This window comes from Streptomyces sp. PTY087I2 (genome assembly GCF_001687325.1).
Taxonomy (GTDB): domain Bacteria; phylum Actinomycetota; class Actinomycetes; order Streptomycetales; family Streptomycetaceae; genus Streptomyces.
In genome coordinates this window covers 70,884-90,730 of record NZ_LZRD01000019.1, presented here as the reverse complement: position 1 = coordinate 90,730, position 19,847 = coordinate 70,884, and the positions used below count along the sequence as shown (strand labels likewise).

The window sequence follows — 19,847 nt, the reverse complement described above, 5'->3', positions numbered from 1 at the left end:
CTCTTCTCACCCTACGGCGGCGGGCGGCCCGGCGTCGTGCCGGAAGCGATCAGCCGGGCGGTACGGAGGGTCGCGCGCACAGCAGCAGCGGGCCTCCGGCGACGGCCGCGTACAGACGTCCGGCGCGGCCCGCCAGCCCCGTGCAGCCGCCCGGGCGGCCGGTCGCCGAGGGCGGGCCCGGCACCGCGGCGTCCGTGAAGGCGGCGGGGCCGTCCGCCGGGCCCGCCGGGAGGCGGGTGCGGAGGCGGCCGTCGGCGGTGACCGCCCAGAGCCTGCTGTTCAGCGTGGTCAGCGCGACCGCACCGCCCGCGTCCCCCACCGCCTGCCACGGCTCGTCGAGCGCGAGCGCGGAGACGTGGTGGAGCGTGTCGTCGTGCGGGGTCACGGCGAAGATCCCCGCGTCGCAGAGGGCGAGCGCGGTCGTGCCGGCCGGCACCGTCCCGGCCTCCACCCACTCCCGCACCCCCGGCACCGGCCCCGGCACCGGTGGACGGCGCAGCAGCCGGCCGTCCTCCGTCGCCGCGTACAGCTCCAGCGGCAGCCCGCCGGACGCCTCGCGCGCCGAGGCCAGCGCCCGTACCCCGGGGGCGTGCCCGACCGGCCGCCACGGCAGGTTCTGCCCGGACGGCTCCCGGCACAGCAGCCGACCCCGGCCGTCGACGCCGAACAGGGTGTTCGCGCAGACGGCCAGCGCATGCACGTCGTCCGGGTCTCCGGCCGCCTCCCAACCGTCGCCGGGGGCCGTTCCGCCGAGCCGGTCCAGGACGTTGCGGGTGATGCGGTCCGCGACCGGATCGTCCGCCAGGACACTGCCCCAGTTGATCGTGCCCGCGTTGAACACCGTGCCCGCGCCGAGCCGGAAGACGCCCATCGTCGCCGCGCCGCCCTGCCCGTACTCCCGCCAGTGCCGCAGATCCGCGGTGGCGAGGACGACGAACGAGCCCGGTGTCCCGTCCACGCCCGTCGCCCGCGGCACATCGCCGGTCCACTCCAGGTCGCAGGCGTCGGTCTCGTAGCCGAGCGCGCCGCGCGCGAAGGGTTCGCCGTCCGCCAGCCCCGTACCGGCGAAGGCCCAGTGCCCGGCGAACCGGGCCGTGTAGGCGTCCTTGCGCATCACCGCCATGCCCTCGCCCCAGGCTCCCGCGCCCCGGCGGAAGCTGAGGCCGGTCATCGTGTTCTCCGGGCGGTCCACGGGCGAGCTGGACCACTCGACGGTGGTCCGGCGCGGGTCGACCGCCGTCATCGGGTCGGTGAGCGCGTCCCGGTGGCAGACCATGGTGCGGCCGCCGTCCTCCAGCCGCATCTGCCACCAGGCGGTGTTGGCGGCGAAGAAGGCCACGTTGCCGCCGCGCCGCGCGAACGCCTCGACGCTGTCGCGCATCTCCATCGACCAGTACTCGTCATGGCCGTTGACGACCAGCAGGCGGTAGTGGGAGAGGAGTTCGTCGCCGCCGTGGAGGTCAAGGCCGGAGCAGAGGTCCACCGGATAGCCGGCCGTCGGCAGCCAGCGCAGCAGCCCTTCCTCCCAGCGCTCGGGCGGCGGACCGCCGCCGGGCGAGGCGAAGGAGACCCGGGCGGCGCGGTGGGGCTGCTCCGAGTAGTAGAGGCCCCGGTGCGGCTGCCCGGCATGGGTGTACGCGCGCCAGGTGGCGAACGGGACCGGGACGAGGATCCGGGAGGCCGTGCCGGGGCGGGCCGCCCGGACGACGAACCAGACCTCGTGCTCGGCCTCGTCGGTCGTCGGCCGGTCCTCGCCCGGTACGTCGAAGGCGGCGCGGCAGAGCGAACTGGGCCACTCCGGCGGGACGTCCAGGGTCCAGTCGGGGCCGGTCGCCGCAGCCGTGAGGAGCAGTTCGTCGCTCAACCCGTCGAAGACGCGGACCCGGACGTCCGTCGACCGGCCGGCCCCCGTCAGCTGGAAGGCGAGCCGGCCGCCCTGGACGCAGGAGGTCCGGTCGGCCCAGGCCCGCAACGGTTCGCCGGTGGTCATGACCGGGCACCCTCCGCCGACTCCAGCAGTGCGCGGAGGTCCGGGATCGGCGGAGGGCTGCCCGCCGCGCTCGTGACGATCAGCTCCTCCATCGCGTACAGGTGCGCGCGGATCGCCTCCGGCGGCAGATACGCGGTGTCGGCGGTGAGCGAGACCGCCAGCGCGTCGCCCTCCTCGGTGATGTGCAGGCAGTAGCGGCACGCCACCCGGTCCTGGGTCGCGGGGAATCCGAAGGCGGTCCGCCGCCGGGCCTCCGCCAGCTCCCGCGGGGTGGGCCGCGGGCCTTCGGGTACGGGCCGTTCGACCAGGCGCATGTCGTTGAAGCAGCAGTACGGGTGCACCTCGCGCCCGTACTCCGTGCGCAGCCGCTCGCCGAGCGCGTCCCACTCCACCGGGTCGTACACGGCGGCCCGGTAGGCGCGCAGGGCCGCACGGTGGGCGGCGGGGAGGAGGTCCGTGAACCGGGCCGCCCCGGCCCCTTCCTTCTCCCCCTCTCCGTCCTCGGTGTTCCTTTCGGCCGCCGCCAGGTCGAGGACGAACAGGCCGTCCTGCGACAGCGTGGAGACCAGGTCGCGCAGGGCCACGGCGGAGCGGTTGCCGACGATCGGCATCACGGCCGCCGTACGGTGCCCCTCCCCGGCGGCCACCAGCGCGGCCGACGCGGTGAGCAGCACGGTGGAGCCGCTGACCCGGTGCGTGGCGGCGACCGCCGCGACCGCACGGGCCAGGGCCGGCGAGACGATCCGCCCGGTCCAGAAGCGCGGGCTGCGGGGCTCCGCGCACGGCTCGGGGAACATCGTCGGCGGCGCGGCCCGGAAGCCCGCCTCCCAGTGCGCCAGGGCCGCCGCACCGCGCCGCCGCCCGGCCTCGGCGTGCTGGCCGCGCGCCAGGTCCAGCGGGGTGGTGGCGGGCGGCCGCCCGGCCGAGCCGCGCCGGACCAGCAGCCGCAGATCCCGTACGAGGACCTCGGCGGCGTGCCCGTCGGCAGCGAGGTGGCACAGCACCAGCACGGCGTGGGTGACCCGGTCGCCCACGGTGACCAGGGCGGCGCGCAGCGGCCACTCGGCCGGGTAGTCGAAGCGAGTGGCGGACAGCCTGTCGAGGAGCGCTTCCGCCTCGGCCGCCGCTTCCGGGAGGCCGGTGGCCGGGGAGATCGTCACGGGCAGCGAACCGGTGTCCGCGAGCCACTGCGACGGTCCGCCGTCCGCCGCCGGCGGCACGAGGCGGGTCCGCAACGCCTCGTGCCGCTCGATCAGCCGGGCCAGCGCGTCCAGCGTCGCGGCGACCGTGGCGGGGCGGCCCCGGTCGGCCAGCGGCAGGACGCGGCCGATGTTGAAGTAGTGGTCGTTCGGCGCGGTGCGGCGGATCGCGTGCCAGATGGCCCGCTGGCCCCAGGTGAGCGGGGCCGTCCCCGATCGCTCACCGCGGAAGCCCACCTCGGTGGAGATCTTCTCCCCGGCGGAGCAGGTCTTTTCGGTGAGGGTGGTGATCGGTTCCGCCACCGCGGGCTCAGCCATGGTCGCCGCCGCCCGGCTCCGCGCCCAGCTCGGCCAGATGGCCGACCAGGCCGTCAAGGTCGTCCAGGAAGCGGAACGGCCCGTCGAGGTCGAGGAAGATCCCGAACTCCTCCTCCACCGCGTCGATCAGCCGGAGCAGCGCCAGCGACGTCACCCCGAGAGCGGTCAACGAGACGCCCTCGGCCAGCAGTTCGGCCTCGGTCACCTCGCCGTCGGTGGCACGGGACACCATCCCGACGACCCGCACCCGCAGCGCGGCCCCGGCGGCGGCCGGGGCCGTCACCGGCCCTGCTCCGCGAGACGGCGGCGCAGGCCGAGCGGGCGGATGTCCGTCCAGACCCGGTCGACATGGGCCATGCACTCCTCCTCCGACCCGGAGAAGCCCTCCGCCCGCCAGCCGGCCGGCGGATCGGTCCTGGCGGGCCACAGCGCGTGCTGCTCCTCGTCGTTGACGACCACCTGGTACGCGGTTGCGTCACTCATCGCTGCTCTCCTCCTGCTGCTGGAGCTCGCTCACCACGGCCGAGACCTCGGCGAGCGTCGGGGTGTCGAAGAAGACGTCGAGGGGCACCTCGACGCCGAGCCGCTTGCGGATCCGGGCGGCGATGGCGGTGATCGTCAGCGAGTGACCGCCGAGGTCGAAGAGGTCCTCGTCCGGGCCGATGTCGTCGAGCCGCAGCACCTCCTGCCAGATGGCGCGCACCACGGCGGCGGTCCCGGCCGGCGGTGCGCCGGCCTCCTCGCCTCCGGCGGCGACCGCCCCGGCCCCGGCCTTCGCGGCGGCCTCCGGCCGGGTCCTCGGGGCCTGCGGCAGCCGGGCCCGGTCCACCTTGCCGTTCGGGGTGAGCGGCAGCGCGGACAGCGGGACCCAGGTGGCGGGGACCATGGCGGCGGGGAGCGTACGGGCCAGGTGGGCGCGGAGGCCGTCGGCGGCCAGGGCCTGCTGCCCGGCTCCGACGACGTACGCCACCAGCCGGTCCTGCCCGGTCTCCCCGGCCTCGCCGGCGTCGTCCGCGCGGTCCAGGACCACCACGGCCTGGGACACCGCAGGGTGGTCGACGAGCCGGGCCTCGATCTCGCCCAGTTCGATGCGGTGGCCGCGCAGCTTGATCTGCGTGTCGGCGCGTCCGGCGAACTCCAGCCGCCCGTCCGGAAGTCGGCGCACCAGGTCGCCCGTGCGGTACATCCGCGAGCCCGGCGGCCCCCACGGGTCCGGCACGAAGCGCTGGGCGGTCAGCCCGGGGCGGCCCCGGTAGCCGTGGGCCAGGCCCGCGCCGCCGAGGTGCAGTTCGCCGGGGACGCCGTCCGGTACGGGCCCGCCGTGCGCGTCGAGGACGTACGCCCGGGTGGCGGCCAGCGGCCGGCCGATCGTGACCGGGTCGCCGGGAATCAGCTCGGCCAGGGTGGACCAGACGGTGGTCTCGGTCGGACCGTAGACGTTGATCAACCTGCCTACGGACCGGGCCAGTTCGGCGGCCAGCGGCTCCGGAAGCGCCTCGCCTCCCGCCAGGCCGACGAGACCGGGGCAGTGCAGCCCGGCGGCCAGCATCAGCCGCCAGCTGCTCGGCGTGGCCTGGACATGGGTGACGTCATGGGCCTCGATCAGCTTCAGCAGCGCCGCGCCGTCGCGCTGCCGCTCCTCCGGGACGAGGACGACGCGGGCTCCGGTGGTCAGCGGCAGCAGCAGTTCCACGGTGGAGATGTCGAAGGACAGCGAGGTCAGCCCCAGCCAGCGGTCCCCCGGCCCCGCCGTCAGCCGGTCGGCCAGCGCGCCGAGGAGGTTGGCGAGCGCGCTGTGCGGCACCTCGACGCCCTTGGGCCGGCCCGTGGAGCCGGAGGTGTAGAGGACATACGCGGGATCCCCGGCGGCCGGAGCGGTGGGCCGGTCGCGCGGCGGCGCGAGAGCCTCCCGGCGCTCCGAGGACGCCCCGTGCTCCAGGGGTGCCCCACGCTCCGGGGACAGCACCGGCAGGCCATCGGGCAGCCCGTCCGGCACAGGACCTTCGACGACCAGGGCGGCCAGGCGCGCGTCCGCGCGGACGAAGGCGAGCCGGTCGGCCGGATAGCCCGGATCCAGCGGCACGTAGGCCGCCCCCGCCGCCAACGTACCGAGCACGGCGGTCAGTTCGCCCGCCGACCGGGCGACCTGGACGCCCACGAGATCACCGGACCCGATGCCCTCGGCGGCCAGCCGGTCCGCGAACGCCTCTGCGGCCGCGTGGAGTTCACCGTAGGAAAGTTCAGCTCCGTCCGGTGCGACCACGGCCACGGCGGACGGGTCCGCCGCCGCCCGGTCCGCGAACATCGCCCACACCGTGGCATCCGCCGGACGGGCCGCGGGCGTGCCGTTGCCCGCGTACAGCGCCCGGTCCAGCTCGTCGCCCGCCAGCAGCGGCAGGTCGGCGAGGCGGGTGTCCGGTGCGGTGAGCACCGCGCCGAGGAGCGTACGGAAGTGGCCGACGATCCGGGCGGGCGCGCCGGGCGCGAAGGCGTCGGTCCGGTACTGCAACGAGCCGTCCACCCCGTCCGGCCCCTCCACGAGCTGGAGGTGGGCCAGATTGCGGACCGCGTGCGTGAAGCCGATCCAGTCCACGGCGATGTCCGGCGCTTCCCGCGCCTCCCAGCCGGTACGGCGGCGGTAGCTGACCGAGAGCGGGGTGAGCGCGGTGCGCGGGGTGAGGCCGCCGCGCACGGCACGGCCGAGCGGGACCGTGCGGTGGTCGTAGAGGTCCCGCAGCTCGGCGCGGACGTCCTGGGCGAAGTCGGCGAACGGCCGGTCCGGGGCGGGGCGGCTGAAGAGCGGCAGCTCGTTGACGTACAGGCCGATGTGGTCGGGGCTTCCCGGGCGTCTGGTGGAGAGTTCCAGCGCGGTGACGGGCGCTCGGTCGCCGTAGCGGAACAGCAGCGTGTGCCAGAGCGCCAGGAGCAGTTCGAAGCGGGTGACGCCGAGCGACCGCGCGATGTCGGTGATCCGGGCGTGGAGCGGGCCATCGAGCGTGAACGGGACGGCGGAGCCCGGTGCCGGAGCGGTCGTGTCGCGTACGGAGGGCGGAAGGCCGGGGAGCGCGGGCGCGGCCGGGTCCGACCAGCGGCCGGTCCAGAACTCCGCTGCCGCGGCCGCCTCTCCGGCCGTCGGCTCGGCGGGCTCGTCCGGCGGCAGGCCGGCGGTCGTCCCCGCGCCGAGGATCTCCGCGAGCAGGACGTCCTTCGACATGCCGTCGAACACCAGGTGGTGGACCACGACGTGCAGCACCGGGCCGGCGTCCCCGGCCGTCATGAGCGCGAACCGTGCGAGCGGACCGGCGGCCAGGTCGAAGGGCCGGGCGCTCTCCCGCGCGAGGAGCGCGTCGAGTTCGTCCGCCGCGCACGTCAGCCGGCGGAGTTCCGGCGCGCGGCCGGTGGCCGGGGCGAGCGCGGGACCCTCCGGGTCCAGCCGCGACGCCAGCACCGGATGCCGCGCGAGCAGACGGGCGCAGCCTGCGTCGAGCGCCGCCGGATCGGGCGGTACGGCGAACCGCGCGGTCACCGCGAGGTGGTGCGCGGAGCCGGGCCTCAGCACCTGTTCGGTGATCCACATCCCGTGCTGGGCCGGCCCGAGGGCGCGTTCGGGAGAAGGAGGTGCGGAAGGGGAGGGAGACGTCGTCGTGTTCGTCATCGCAGGGCCTCGTCGTCCAGGAGCAGGCGCAGCTCGCGCTTGAGGATCTTGCCGCCCTCGTTGCGCGGCAGGGAGGGGCGGAACAGCAGGCGGGCCGGAAGTTCGTGGGCCGCCAGCCGGTCGAGCAGGAAGGTCCGCAGCTCCGGCACGGTCAGCTCGCCGCGCGGCACGACCACGGCGGCGACGACCGACCCCAGGACGGGGTGCGGAACACCGAACGCCGCCGCGTCCGCCACCGCCGGGTGGGCGTGCAGCGCCTCCTCCACCTGAAGCGTGGAGACCTTGTACGCACCGGACTTGATGACGTCCCGCTCCCGGTCCAGCAGCTCCAGATACCCGTCCTCGTCCAGCCGTCCGAGGTCGCCCATCCGCACCCAGTGCCCCTGGAAGACCTCCGACCGCGCGGCGTCCTCGCCGAGGTAGGCGCGGGGTGCGGCCGAGGTGCGGAGCCGGACCTCGCCCGGTTCGCCGGGCGGCAGCGGAGTCCCGTCGGGAGCGGTGATCCGCAGGTCGCGCAGAGAGGCGGGGCGGCCCGGGGAGTCGGGGCGGTCGGGGTCGAAGAGCAGAGTGATCTGGGCGGGGGCGGCCTCGGTGGAGGTGTAGTAGTTGACGACCTGGGCGCGCGGGAAGGCGCGGGCGAGGCCGAGGGCGACGGGCCCGGGGAGGGCGGCGGCGGTGGAGCCGACGAGCCGGACGCTGTCGGTGGCGTACCGTCGGGCGGCCTCGGAGCCGAGCAGTTCGATGGCCATCGCCGGCACGAGGAACACGCTGCCGACCCCGTACTCCTCGATGAGCCGCGCGAACCGGCCCGGGGTGAACTGCGGTGCGGCCACGGCGGTGGCGGCGGAGTCGAGAGCGTTGACCAGCATCGTCTGCCCGGCGTTGGTGCCGACGGGGAAGGCGTGCAGGAAGTGGCGGGAGTGCCGGAGCGGACGGCGGCGCTCGTCGAGCGTGCAGCCGTACGCCAGATTGCCGTGGGTGGCGGTGACGCCCTTGGGCCTGCCGGTGGTGCCGGAGGTGTAGAGGATCTGGGCGAGGGCGGCGGGGTCGGGCTCGGCGAGCGGCTCGGCGGAGCCCTCCGCACCGGACGATGCGGCCTCCGTACCGGACCACGCTGCTTCCGTCGCCTCGACCTCCTCCGCCGTGGCCGACCGGACTCCGGCCGGGAGCAGGCCGGCGGGTAGATCCGCCCCGGCCGGGTGCAGTACGGCGGTGGCCCCGCTGTCCGCGAGGACGTGGGCGGCGGTCGCCGGGGCCTGCCGGTCCGAGAGCGGTACGGCGACGCAACCGGCGCGCAGGACACCGCAGTACGCGACGGCGTACGCGATCCAGTCGCCGCTGCCGTAGCGGAGCACGACCCGCGCCCCCGGCCCGAGGCCCCGGCTCCGCAGCCCGGCGGCGAGCGCATCGGCCCGGTCGTGCCACGCGCCGAAGGTCAGGGTGCGGGGGCCGCAGATCAGCGCGGTGCGGCCGGGGTCGGCGGCGGCCCGGTGGCCGAGCAGGGCGGGCAGGCTGCGCGGGGCGGTGGTCATCGGGCGTCCTCCAGGATGACCTGGGTGTCCTGGGTGGCTTGTGCGTCCTGCGGGACCCGGGTGTCTCGTGCGCCCCCTGCATCACGGGCGCCCTGTGCCTCCCGCGCCCGCCGCGCCTCCTGTGCCCGGCGTTCGCGTTCCTGGATGCCGACCAGGTCGTCCGGCAACGCGTCCGGGACGTCGAGGTCGAAGCGGGCCAGCACCGGCAGCCGGAGGCCGATCACCACCAGGGCCAGCATGGCCGCGCCGAACAGCAGGTACATGAAGCCGATCCCGCGCCCCGGACCCGTACCGATGAGGGTTCCGACCGTCGAGGTCAGCGAGCCGCCGTCCTCGAACATCGGGCCGAAGACCGACGAGCCCACCGGCGCGATGATCCCGTGCCCGATCGGCAGGGTGGACCAGGCGACCAGCGTGTTCAGCGCGAACACCCGGCCGTGGAACCGCTGCGGGACCTTGATCTGGACGATCGTCGTGTAGACGCCGTTCACCATCGACAGCGCGCAGGACATCCCGAACGCGCCGACGCCGATGATCCACAGGTCCGCCCGGACCCCGACCAGCGCACAGGCCAGCGCGAGCAGCCCGGCCAGGCCCAGCATGCCGCGCATCCGGTCGCGCTTCGGGCCGCCCCAGAAGCCCATCGCGATGCCGCCGAGGATCGCGCCCGCCCCGCCGGCCACCGAGATCCGGGCCACGGCCTCCAGCGAGTCGAACGACAGCACCAAGGGGGTGACCAGCAGGAACAGCGGGGACAGGAAGATGTTCAGCGCCGCGAACCACAGGAGCATGGCCCGGAAGCCCCGGTTGCGCCAGGAGTGGGCGAAGCCGTGCTTGATCTCCGCGACCAGCGACTCCCGCCGCGTCCACGGCAGCGTCTTCGGGAACTTCACGAACGACAGCACACCGATGGCGATGGTGTAGCTGACGACGTCGAGGATGAGGATGCCCTTCAGACCGATCCCGGCCATCAGCGCCACCGCAGCCAGCGGAACGATGAACTGCGCGAAACCGAAGGCCATTTGCGTGATGCCGTTGGCGTGGCCGAGGTACTGCTTGGGCACCAGCTGCGGTACGGAGGAGGCGTACGCGAGCCGTTGGAAGGTGAGCGCGACCGACAGCACGCCGAGCAGGACGTAGATGTGCCAGGAGGCGAGGCTGCCGCTCAGCAGGAGCGTCAGCAGCGCCGCCTGGGTGGAGCCGGCGACCACGTCGCTGGTCAGCATGACCCGTCGGCGGTCGAGCCGGTCGACGACGGCTCCGGCCAGCGGTCCGACGAGGATGCCGGGCAGCATGCCGATGACGGCGTAGAGGGCGTACTTGCCCATCGAGCCGGTCTCCATGTAGATCCACACCGGCAGCGCGAACTCGGTGAGCGCGGATCCGGTGATGGAGAGCAGTTGGCCGAAGGCGACGGCCAGGAAGCGGCCCATGCCGGGCGGCGGCCCGGCGTCGACGGCCTGCCCGGCCCGCTCGGCCTCCCCGGTCCCGTGCGCCGCGCCGGCGGTCTCGGACCGCTCCTCGGCCCGCTTCCCGCCCTTCCCGGCCTTCCCGCTCACCTCGTGGAACCACCACGACCCGTCGTCCGCCTCCTGCGGCAGCTCCCGTACCGCCTCCGGACCGGCCGCGACCGCCGTGTGCGTGCGCGTGATGATCTCGACGAGCTCCCGGGCCCGGTACTTGAGGAAGAAGTGGCCGCCCTCGTCCAGGACCGCCAGCGCCGAGCGCTCCGCGAGCATCTGCCACTCGCGGTAGCGCTCCTGGTGGAAGTCGGTCGCCGGATCGCGGTTGCCGATCACCGAGATCACCGGGGCGCGCAGCAGCGCACCGCCCGCCTCGACCTCGGCCAGTACCTCGGTGAAGTACTCCTCCGCCGCCCGGGAGTCGGCGCGCATGTTGCCGATCATGAACTTCATCTGGGCCTCGTCGAGGTCGCCGACCTCGGCCCCCATGGAGCGCAGCCAGGTGAAGTAGACGCGGTCGCTGAGCAGCGGGTCGAGCGCGGAGACGCGGCTCAGCAGACCCAGCACCCGGCCGCGCGGCCGGGCGAACGGGAACTGCGCCCCGATGTAGACGGCCTCCACCTCCCGGTCCGCCGCTTCGAGGAGCCGGGCGACGGCGACGGTCAGCGCGCTGCCGACGGCGCAGTGCCCGTACAGCGCGACCGGTCCCTCGACCCGTTCGCGTATCTCGTCGGCGATCTTCCGGGCCAGTTCGTCGAAGGCCAGGTGTTCCTCGGTGACGCCCATGTCGTGGCCCGGGATGGCCACGGACCACAGGTCGTGTCCGGCGGGCAGTTCGTCGGCGACCGGCTGGTAGACGACCGCGCTGCCGCCGCCGTACGGGACGCAGACGAAGGAGAGGATCCGGTCGGCGGGCGGTGTGGGGCGGGTGAGCCGGTGGAGCAGGTGGCGCGGGCCGCGTTCGGACTCGTCCAGGTCGGCCAGGGCGGCGAGTTCACGGACCGTACGGGAGGTGAACAGGTCCATGACGCTGACCGGCCGGGCGCCGGCCTCCGGCAGCCGTTTGCGGGCGCGGGCGATGACCTGCGTGGCGAGCAGCGAGTGGCCGCCGAGGTCGAAGAAGTCGTCGTCGACGCCGACCTCGGGCAGATTCAGGATCTCGGCCCAGATCTCGGCCAGCACCTGCTGGGTGGCGGTCTCCGGCGCGGCCATCGCGCCACCGGTACGGCGGGCCTGCGGCGCGGGCAGGGCGCGGCGGTCGAGCTTGCCGTTGGGGGTGAGCGGGAGGGCGTCGAGGGTGACGAAGGCGGCCGGGACCATGTAGTCGGGGAGCGTGCGGCGCAGGGCGGTGCGCAGGAGGGCGGGGTCGGGTTCGGGTCCGGTGTCCGCGTCCCCCGCTGCCTCCGGGCCGCCCACCGTCTCCGGGCCGCCCACCGCGTCCGGGCCGGCGTCCGGGCTTCCTGGGCCCTTCGGGCCGGTGTCCGCGTCCGCTGCGCGCACCACGTACGCCACCAGGCGCTTGTCGCCCGGGGTGTCCTCGCGGACGATCACAGCCGCGGCGGCGATGCCCTCCTCGGCGCGGAGCGCGGCCTCGATCTCGCCGGGCTCGATGCGCAGCCCCCGGATCTTGACCTGCTGGTCGATCCGGCCCAGGTGCTCCAGCTGTCCGTCCGCCCGCCACCGGGCCAGGTCTCCGGTGCGGTAGAGGCGGGCGCCGGGCGGGCCGAAGGGGTCGGGGACATAGCGGGCGGCGGTCAGGCCGGGTCGGCGGTGGTAGCCGACGGAGACCTGGACGCCGCCGATGAGGAGTTCGCCGGGCGTGCCGACGGGGACGGGGCGCAGGTCGGCGTCGAGGACGTACAGCCGGGTGTTGTCGACCGGTGCGCCGATCGGCACGACGGCGAGGTCGCCCGCGCACTCCCAGCTGGTCACGTCGACGGCCGCCTCGGTCGGCCCGTACAGGTTGGCGAGCGCGCAGTGCGGCAGCCGGGCGGTGAACGCTCGGGCCGTGTGCGGGGCCAGCTCCTCGCCGCTGCACACGACCCGGCGCAAGGTGGTGCAGCGCTCCACGTCGTCCTCGGCGAGGAACACGTCGAGCATGGCGGGCACGAAGTGCGCGACGGTGACGCCGCGTTCGGCGATGGTGTCCCGCAGATACGCGGCGTCCTTGTGTCCGCCGGGCTGCGCGACGACCAGCCGGGCTCCGGTGATCAGCGGCAGGAACAGCTCCCAGACGGAGACGTCGAAGCCCGTCGGCGTCTTCTGGAGGACGGCGTCGGCGGGTGTGAGGCCGTACGTACGGGCCATCCACAGCAGCCTGTTGGCGATGGCCCGGTGGGTGTTGGGCACGCCCTTGGGGCGGCCGGTGGAGCCGGAGGTGTAGATCATGTACGCGAGGTCGTCGGCGGCCGGAGCCACGAGGCGTACGCCGTCGCCGCCGGGCCCGCCGTCGTCGTCGCCCCGCTCCACCGGATCGTCCAGCAGCAGGACGCGCGCCGCGCACCCTTCGGGCACCGGCACCCGGCGCTGGGTGAGAAGCGCCTCCGCTCCGCTGTCCGCGAGCATGAACGCCAGCCGCTCGGCCGGGTATTCGGGGTCGAGCGGGGTGTAGGCCGCACCGGTCCTGAGGACGCCGAGGAGGCCCGGGAGCAGGTCGAGCGAGCGCTCGGCACTGACCGCCACCAGGCTTCCGGGACCGACGCCTTCGCGGGCCAGCCGTCGCGCGACCCGTTCGGCGGCCCGGTCCAGTTCGGCGTACGTCAGCGTCTCGCCGCCGAAGTCCACGGCGACGGCGTCCGGCGTCCGGGCGATCTGCGCGGCGACGAGGCCGGTCAGGGTCGCGTCGTCCGGGAGGGCGACGGCCGTGTCGTTCCACGTGTCGAGCATCCGGGTCCGCTCGACGGGATCCAGGAGGTCGTGCGCGGAGACGGGCAGGTCGGGCCGGTCGGCGACGGCGTGCAGCAGGCGGTCGAGGCTGTCGGCGATCCGGGCGATGCCGGACTCGTCGAAGAGGTCGGTGTTGTAGTTGAACGCACCGCGCAGCCCGCCGGGCCACTCCATCAGGAACAGCTCCAGGTCGAACCGGGTCCCTGCGGCGCGCAGCCCGAACGGCTCGACGTCCAGGGCGAGTTCTTCCTGCCGGGCGGCCGGGGCGTAGTTCTGGATCGCCAGCACCGCCTGGAACACCGGTGACCGCGTCACGTCCCGTTCGACGTTCAGCTCGGACACCAGCTGGGCGAACGGCAGCTCCTGGTGAGCGTACGCCTCCAGACAGGTCTCCCGGGTCCGGGCGAGGAGTTCGGTGAAGGACGGGTCGCCGTCGAGCCGGGCCCGCAGTGCCAGGACGTTGACGAACATCCCGACGAGCCCTTCGAGTTCGGGCTCCGGACGTCCGGCCACCGGCGAGCCGACGGCGAAGTCCCGCTGTCCGGAGAAGCGGGACAGCACCAGCTGGAACGCGGCGAGCAGCACCATGTGCACGGTCGCGCCGTGCTGCTTGCCGAGGGCGGTGAGCCGGTCGAGGAGGTCGCGGTCGACGTCGAAGCCGAACCCCGCGCCGTCGAAGGTCTGGCGCTCGGGTCGCGGGCGGGCCGTCGGCAGCTCCAGCGGCCGGACGCCGGAGAGTTCACCGGCCCAGTACGCGACTTCCTCGGCCAGTCGGCCGCCGGTCAGCCGGTCGCGCTGCCAGAGCACGAAGTCGCCGTACTGGACCGGAAGTTCGGTGAGCGGGTCCGGTCCGCCGGTCGCGTACGCGGTGTAGCCGCGCAGCACCTCGGAGACCAGTACCTCGCTGGACCAGCCGTCGCTGACGCTGTGGTGCACGACGAGGAGGAGCACATGGTCGTCGTCGGCGATGCGGACCAGCAGACCGTTGATCAGCGGGCCGGTGACCAGGTCGAAGGGCAGGGCTCCCAGCTCGTCGACGAGCCGGGCCGCGTGCTCCTCGTCGTCCGCGTCGGCGGTGCGCAGGCCGAACGGGGCGGGTGCGGCGATCTCCAGGACCGGGCGGCCGTCGTCGGTGGCCGGATAGCGGGAGCGCAGCGTCTCGTGGCGGGCGATCACCGCGTCGAGCGCCCGTTGCAGGGCGGGGCGGTCCAGCGGGCCGCGCAGCCGGCGGGCGACCGGGATGTTGTACGCGGCGGTGCCGGGCGCGAACTGCTCCATGAACCACAGGCGTTCCTGCGCGAAGGAGAGCGGCGGCACGGCGCCTTCGGGACGCCTCGGCACGGCCTGCGTCGGGCGGGCGCGGCCGCGCAGCCGCTGGGCGAGCAGGGCGCGCTTGGCGTCGGAGAGCTGGGCGGCGGACCTGCCACCGGGTCTCGCGGCGCTGCTCCCCTCGCTGGTGTCGCTTCGACCGGCGGTTCCGGTGCCGCCGGAGCTGTCGCTCGTGTCGCCGTCCCGGGTGCCGTCGGCCGGGCGTGCCTCGGTGCTGCTCATGCCGTGGTCGTTCCGTTTCTCTCCGGGCCGGACTCGGCCGCGAGCAGCTGCTCGGCGTCCTCGTCGGACAGCGCTTCGATCTCCGCCAGCAGCAGGTCCTCCACCGCGACCGCGAACGCCTCGACGGTGCGGTGGGCGAACAGCGTCCGCAACGGCACCGGCAGACCGGCGGCCGCCCGGATCCGGGCGACGACGCGGGTGGCCAGGAGCGAGTGGCCGCCGAGGTCGAAGAAGTCGTCCAGCGCGCCGACCCGGTCCAGGCCCAGCACCTCGGTCCACACTTCGGCGACGAGCCCCTCCGCATCGGTGCGCGGGGCCACGTAACCGGGTCCGAGGTCGGGCCGCTGCTCGGGCGCGGGCAGGGCGCGGCGGTCCACCTTGCCGTTCGGGGTCAGCGGCAGACTGTCCAGGACGACCAGGGAGTTCGGGACCAGGTGGGCGGGGAGCACGGCGGCCAGAGCGGCGCGCAGAGCCCCCGCCGTGAGCCGCTGCCCACCGCTTTCCGGGGCTTCGGGACCGCTGCCTTCGGGACGGCTGCCGTCGCTTGCCGGTACCTCCGGACCATCACCGCCGTCCCGCTCCGGCACCACGTACCCGACCAGCGCCTCGTCCCGTACGGTCACCACGGCCCGGCCGACTCCGTCCAGGGCCAGCAGCGCGGTCTCCACCTCGCCGGGCTCGACGCGGAAGCCGCGCACCTTGACCTGGTCGTCGATGCGGCCGAGGAACTCCAGTCGTCCGTCCGCCCGCCACCGGACCAGATCGCCGGTGCGGTAGCGGCGTGCGCCCGGCGGGCCGTACGGATCGGGCACGAAGGACCGCGCGGTGGCCCCGGGCCTGCCGCCGTAGCCGTACGTCACCCCCGCGCCGCCCACGAGGAGTTCGCCGGGCGCTCCGTACGGCATGAGCCGGCCCAGCGCGTCGCAGACGGTGAGCGTGGTGCCGCCGACCGGGCTGCCGATGGGCGGGCGGTGGATCGCGTCGGCGCGGCCGAGTTCGGCGGTGGCGGCGATGACCGTGGTCTCGGTGGGTCCGTAGGAGTTGACCACCCGCACGGTGTCGCCGAAGCGGGCCCGCCAGGCGGCGACCGCGCGCTGCTGCACCTGGTCCGCGCCGAGGATCAGCAGCCGCAGGCCCGGCGGCCGGGCCTGCGCGCCGAGGTCGTCGACGAGCTCGTGCCAGTACGGCGTGGGCAGGTCCAGGACGGTCGGTCCGGGGCCGTCACCGGCGGCGGCGAGCCGGAGGTGGTCCGGCAGGGTGCTGTCGGATCCGGCGACGACCAGGCGGGCTCCGGCGGTGAGCGCCGGGTAGATCTCCTCGGCGTGGGTGTCGAAGCTCAGGGAGGCGAACTGGAGCACCTCGTCGTCCGCCGTGATGCCGTAGTTCTCCCGCATCCAGCCGACCCGGGCAGCCAGCGCGCGGTGCGGGACGACGACGCCCTTGGGCGTTCCGGTGGAGCCGGAGGTGTGGATGACGTACGCGGGGTCGTCCGGGCCCGCCTCCCAGCGCGGGTCGGGTACGCCGGTTCCGTCCGGGCCGCCCGGCGCGAGCACGGTGACGCGCCCGGCGAGGCCGTCGCCCACCGCCCCGATCCCGGCCCCGGTCTCGTCCGGGTCCGCCACGACCACGCGTACGCCGGTGTCCGCGACCATGAACTCCAGGCGGGCCGCCGGATAGGCGGGGTCCAGCGGCAGATAGGCCGCGCCCGCCCGCCAGGCGGCCAGCATCGCGGTGACCGCCCGCGTACCGCGCGGCAGCAGCACGCCGACGACGTCCCCGCGCCGTACGCCCGCCTCCCGCAGCCGCACCGCGAGCGCCCCGGCCGCCGCCCACAGTCCCCGGTACGTCAGCCCGCCTGCCGGCTCGCCCGGCTGCTCTTCCGACGCGTCGCGCATTGCCGTGCGGTCGCCGTACGTCTCGGCCGCCCGGCCCAGGACGGCGGGCAGCGCCTCGGTGTCGGCCGCCGGGACGTCCGCGCCGGTGCCCAGGGCCAGCAGCTCGTCCACCTCGGACCGTGCGAGGAGCGGCAGTTCGGACACCGGCGCGTCCGGGTCGGCCAGCGCACCGCGCAGCAGCGTCTCGAAGTGCCGGGCGAACCGGGTGACCCAGGCGTCGTCGTAGAGGTCGGTGCGGTAGCCGAACACCGCGATCAGATCGTCGCCCTCGCGGCGCAGGTCGAGCATCACCTCGAACTTTCCGGCCGCGTGACCGCCGTCGGCGTCTTCACACCGCAGCCCGGCGAAGTCCCGCTCCACGCTTGCTCGTCCGTCCTGGGTGTGGACGGTCAGCAGGGTCTGGAAGAGCGGGCTGACGCCGAGGCTGCGCTCGATGCCCAGCTCGTCGATGAGCCGCTCGAACGGCACACGGTCATGGGCGAATCCGGCCAGCGCGGAACGGCGGACGCGCCGCAGGAGCTCACCGAAGGACGGCGAGCCGGAAAGCTCGGCGCGCAGCACGAGCGTGGTGGAGAAGTAGCCGATCAGCTCTTCGAGTTCGGGCTCGTTGCGACCGGCCGCCGGCACCCCGACGCAGAAGTCGTCCTGTTGGGTCCAGCGGTGCAGCAGCACCTGGTAGGCGGCGAGCAGCACCATGAACGGCGTGCACCGCTTCTGCCGGGCCAGCGCGTCGACCGCCGCGCCCGCCCCGGCGATCCGCCGGGTGTGGAACGCCCCGCCGGCGGCCCCGGCCCCCTCCGCCACCGTGGGCCGCAGATCGAGCACCGGCGCGCCCGCGAGCCGATCGCGCCAGTGGGCGAGCGCGGCCTCGGCATCGGAACCCTCGCCGCCCTCGGCGAACTCGCGTTCCCTGCGGGCGTACGCGGTGTACGGAAGCAGCTCGGGCAGAGCGACGGCGCGGCCTTCGAGGTGCGCGGCGTAGCGGGTGGCCAGCTCGGCGCGCAGCAGATTCAGCGACCAGCCGTCGGCGACGATGTGGTGGAGGACCAGGCACAGCAGATGCTCGTCCTCGTCCGTACGCAGCAGGCTCACCCGCAGCAGCGGGCCCCGCGCGAGGTCGAAGGCGGCGTTGGTCCGCTCCGCCAGCAGCCGGGCCGCGTCCATGGGGCGGCCGCGCAGGTCGATGCTCTCGACGGGCACCGGCGCGGGCGGCTCGACCAGCGCGGCGGGCCGGCCGTCCAGGTCCGGGAACCGGGTACGCAGGGCCTCGTGCCGGGCGGCGGTCCCGTCGAACGCGGCGCGCAGCGCCGGTTCGGAGAGCGCACCGGTCAGCCGGAGCACGAGCGGGATGTTGTACGAGGCGTCGTCGGGCTCCAACTGCTGGAGGAACCAGAGGCGTTCCTGCGCCGGGCTCAACGGCAGCCCCTCAGCGCCCCCGTGCCCCGCGTCGGCACTGCCGTAAGTGTCCGCCCCGGTGTCGCCGGCCGTACCGATCATGTGCGGTGCTCCCCTGTGTGCCGACCGTTGGTGACGGCACCGCCGAGGACGGCGGGCAGCACCGGACGCAGTTGCCGACGGGTCATCAGAAAGCAGTGCGGGGGGCGACAGTGAAGCGTTCCGGCCTCCCCCGCGACCTCGGCCCCGGGCAACGGTCACGGTAGGAGGAGGGGGCCACCCAAGTCAATGGTCTGGACCACGTAGAGGTGGCCGGTACTGGTCGCGTGGATGGCGACGAACCACCAGAAAGGGCGCGGCAATACCTGCTTCACTGGCCGAAATCGCCCGGCCCGAACGGCACGTACGTCCCCCGGTATCGGTGTCGGCGCCGATACCGGCACCGACGTGGCACCGGCGCACCGGCCACCGGAGGCGCTGCCCCCGCCCTCCCCCGCCCGACAGCCGCCGTCCTCCCCTGGTCCGACACCGGCTCCATCCGGCGTCGGATGCGGGCGGCCCGGACCGCCGCCTAGCGTGGCGGGCATGACGATCTTCCCTCGCAACCGACGGGCCGGGGCCGCCGCGACCGCCACGGCGCTGGCCCTGGCCTCCCTGGCCGCGCTCGCCGGGACGGCCGCACCCGCCTCCGCGTCCGGCCGGGCAACGACGGCGACAGCGACGGAAGCGGAAACGGCTTCAGCGCCTGCGTCGCCCGCGGCCTCGAAGCCCGCTTCCCCGGCCGCCTCCGCCCCGCCCGCCTCCGGCGACCCCGCCCCCGCCGCCCCCTCCGCGCTCACGCTTTCCCGCCCCACCGGGCCGTACGCCACCGGCCGCGACACCCTCTTCCTCACCGACCACACGCGCGCCGACCCCTGGGTGCCGGCCGCCGGGCCGCGCCGGCTGCTGGTGTCGCTGCACTACCCGGCGCGTCCCGGCAGCGGCGGTGACCCGGCCCCGTACATGCCGGAGACGGAGGCGCGGCTGATGCTCGCGCAGCGCGGGCTCGACGACCCGGAGCGGCCCGGTCTCGTCGCCGCCACCCGGACCTTCTCCCGTACGGACGCCCGGCCCGCCCCGGGGCGCTTCCCGCTGGTGCTGCTCTCCCCCGGCTTCGGCACGCCCCGGGCCACGCTGACCGGGCTCGCGGAGGAGCTGGCGAGCCGGGGGTACGTCGTGGCGACGGCGGACCATCCGTACGAGTCGACCGGTACGGAGCTGCCCGACGGGCGGGTGCTGACCTGCGCCGCCTGCGACGAGGTGGACGCGCAGCCCGACGAGGCCGGGCGGCGCGAGGTGCTGGCCGCCGTCTCCGCCGGGCGGGCCGCCGACTTCTCGTTCCTGCTGGACCGGCTGACCGGGCCGCGCCCGGCGTGGCGGCACGCCGGGGCGATCGACGCGCGGCGGGTGGGCATGGCGGGCCACTCCATCGGGGGCAACGCGGCCGCCTCCACGATGGCCGCCGACCCCCGGGTGGACGCGGGCGTCAACATGGACGGGACGTTCTTCGACCCGGCCCCGGCCCGAGGGCTCGACGGGCGGCCGTTCCTGATGCTGGGGACCGACCCCGGGCACGCCCCGGGCGCGGGCGACACGTCCTGGGACGAGGGCTGGACCCGGCTGGACGGCTTCAAGCGGTGGCTGACGGTCCGGGACTCCGGGCACTTCACCTTCACGGACACCCCGGCGATCGGGGAGCAGCTCGGCATCGTGGACCCGGACGCGCCGCTCTCCGCGGCCCGTTCGACGGCGATCACCCGCGCCTATGTGACCGCGTTCTTCGACCGGAGCCTGCGCGGCCGGCCGGCCCGGCTGCTCGACGGCCCGTCCCCGGCCCACCCGGAGGTGCTGTTCCAGCGTCCCTGACGGGGAACACGACAAGCGCCCCCGGGCCGTCCACGTACGGATACGTGGCGGACCGGGG

General features: G+C 75.0%; 9 protein-coding genes. 1 reads left to right on the top strand and 8 read right to left on the bottom strand.

Going from position 1 to position 19,847, the window contains the following annotated elements:
- Window positions 1-49: 49 nt before the first annotated feature.
- From A3Q37_RS21275 to A3Q37_RS21240, 8 genes are read right to left on the bottom strand one after another with little or no spacing between them, the layout of a single operon-like run.
- Window positions 50-1,990, bottom strand: a complete 1,941-nt coding sequence (locus tag A3Q37_RS21275) for a N,N-dimethylformamidase beta subunit family domain-containing protein (RefSeq protein ID WP_065487054.1) — start codon at window positions 1,988-1,990, stop codon at window positions 50-52.
- Window positions 1,987-3,507, bottom strand: a complete 1,521-nt coding sequence (locus A3Q37_RS21270) for a condensation domain-containing protein (protein WP_079137909.1) — start codon at window positions 3,505-3,507, stop codon at window positions 1,987-1,989. Before A3Q37_RS21270 ends, A3Q37_RS21275 begins: the two co-directional genes overlap by 4 nt.
- Window positions 3,500-3,790: a phosphopantetheine-binding protein gene (locus A3Q37_RS21265; RefSeq protein WP_065487053.1), complete on the bottom strand. Its 291-nt coding sequence runs from the start codon at window positions 3,788-3,790 to the stop codon at window positions 3,500-3,502. The genes A3Q37_RS21270 and A3Q37_RS21265 overlap by 8 nt, the downstream gene beginning before the upstream one ends.
- A complete protein-coding gene (locus A3Q37_RS21260) occupies window positions 3,787-3,990 on the bottom strand; it encodes an MbtH family NRPS accessory protein (protein WP_030088163.1) in 204 nt (67 codons plus the stop codon). Before A3Q37_RS21260 ends, A3Q37_RS21265 begins: the two co-directional genes overlap by 4 nt.
- Window positions 3,983-7,162 (bottom strand): non-ribosomal peptide synthetase, encoded by a 3,180-nt coding sequence (locus A3Q37_RS21255; RefSeq protein WP_079137908.1) that lies wholly within the window; start codon window positions 7,160-7,162, stop codon window positions 3,983-3,985. The genes A3Q37_RS21260 and A3Q37_RS21255 overlap by 8 nt, the downstream gene beginning before the upstream one ends.
- Window positions 7,159-8,694, bottom strand: coding sequence for a class I adenylate-forming enzyme family protein (locus A3Q37_RS21250; RefSeq protein WP_065487049.1), 1,536 nt, complete (start codon window positions 8,692-8,694; stop codon window positions 7,159-7,161). Before A3Q37_RS21250 ends, A3Q37_RS21255 begins: the two co-directional genes overlap by 4 nt.
- Window positions 8,691-14,594, bottom strand: coding sequence for a non-ribosomal peptide synthetase/MFS transporter (locus A3Q37_RS35850; protein WP_079137907.1), 5,904 nt, complete (start codon window positions 14,592-14,594; stop codon window positions 8,691-8,693). The genes A3Q37_RS21250 and A3Q37_RS35850 overlap by 4 nt, the downstream gene beginning before the upstream one ends.
- Entirely contained in the window at window positions 14,591-17,986 is a 3,396-nt protein-coding gene (locus A3Q37_RS21240) for a non-ribosomal peptide synthetase (RefSeq protein WP_065487047.1), read from the bottom strand. Before A3Q37_RS21240 ends, A3Q37_RS35850 begins: the two co-directional genes overlap by 4 nt.
- Before the next feature lie 483 nt (window positions 17,987-18,469).
- Between A3Q37_RS21240 and A3Q37_RS21235 the strand changes: the two genes are divergently transcribed.
- Window positions 18,470-19,789, top strand: a complete 1,320-nt coding sequence (locus tag A3Q37_RS21235) for an acetylhydrolase (RefSeq protein ID WP_065487397.1) — start codon at window positions 18,470-18,472, stop codon at window positions 19,787-19,789.
- Window positions 19,790-19,847: the final 58 nt, after the last annotated feature.

Coding starts and splice junctions, on each gene's coding strand:
- A3Q37_RS21275 (WP_065487054.1), bottom strand. CDS start 1,990: ATGACCACCGGCGAACCGTTGCGGGCCTGGGCCGACCGGACCTCCTGC.
- A3Q37_RS21270 (WP_079137909.1), bottom strand. CDS start 3,507: ATGGCTGAGCCCGCGGTGGCGGAACCGATCACCACCCTCACCGAAAAG.
- A3Q37_RS21260 (WP_030088163.1), bottom strand. CDS start 3,990: ATGAGTGACGCAACCGCGTACCAGGTGGTCGTCAACGACGAGGAGCAG.
- A3Q37_RS21255 (WP_079137908.1), bottom strand. CDS start 7,162: ATGACGAACACGACGACGTCTCCCTCCCCTTCCGCACCTCCTTCTCCC.
- A3Q37_RS21250 (WP_065487049.1), bottom strand. CDS start 8,694: ATGACCACCGCCCCGCGCAGCCTGCCCGCCCTGCTCGGCCACCGGGCC.
- A3Q37_RS35850 (WP_079137907.1), bottom strand. CDS start 14,594: ATGAGCAGCACCGAGGCACGCCCGGCCGACGGCACCCGGGACGGCGAC.
- A3Q37_RS21240 (WP_065487047.1), bottom strand. CDS start 17,986: ATGATCGGTACGGCCGGCGACACCGGGGCGGACACTTACGGCAGTGCC.
- A3Q37_RS21235 (WP_065487397.1), top strand. CDS start 18,470: ATGACGATCTTCCCTCGCAACCGACGGGCCGGGGCCGCCGCGACCGCC.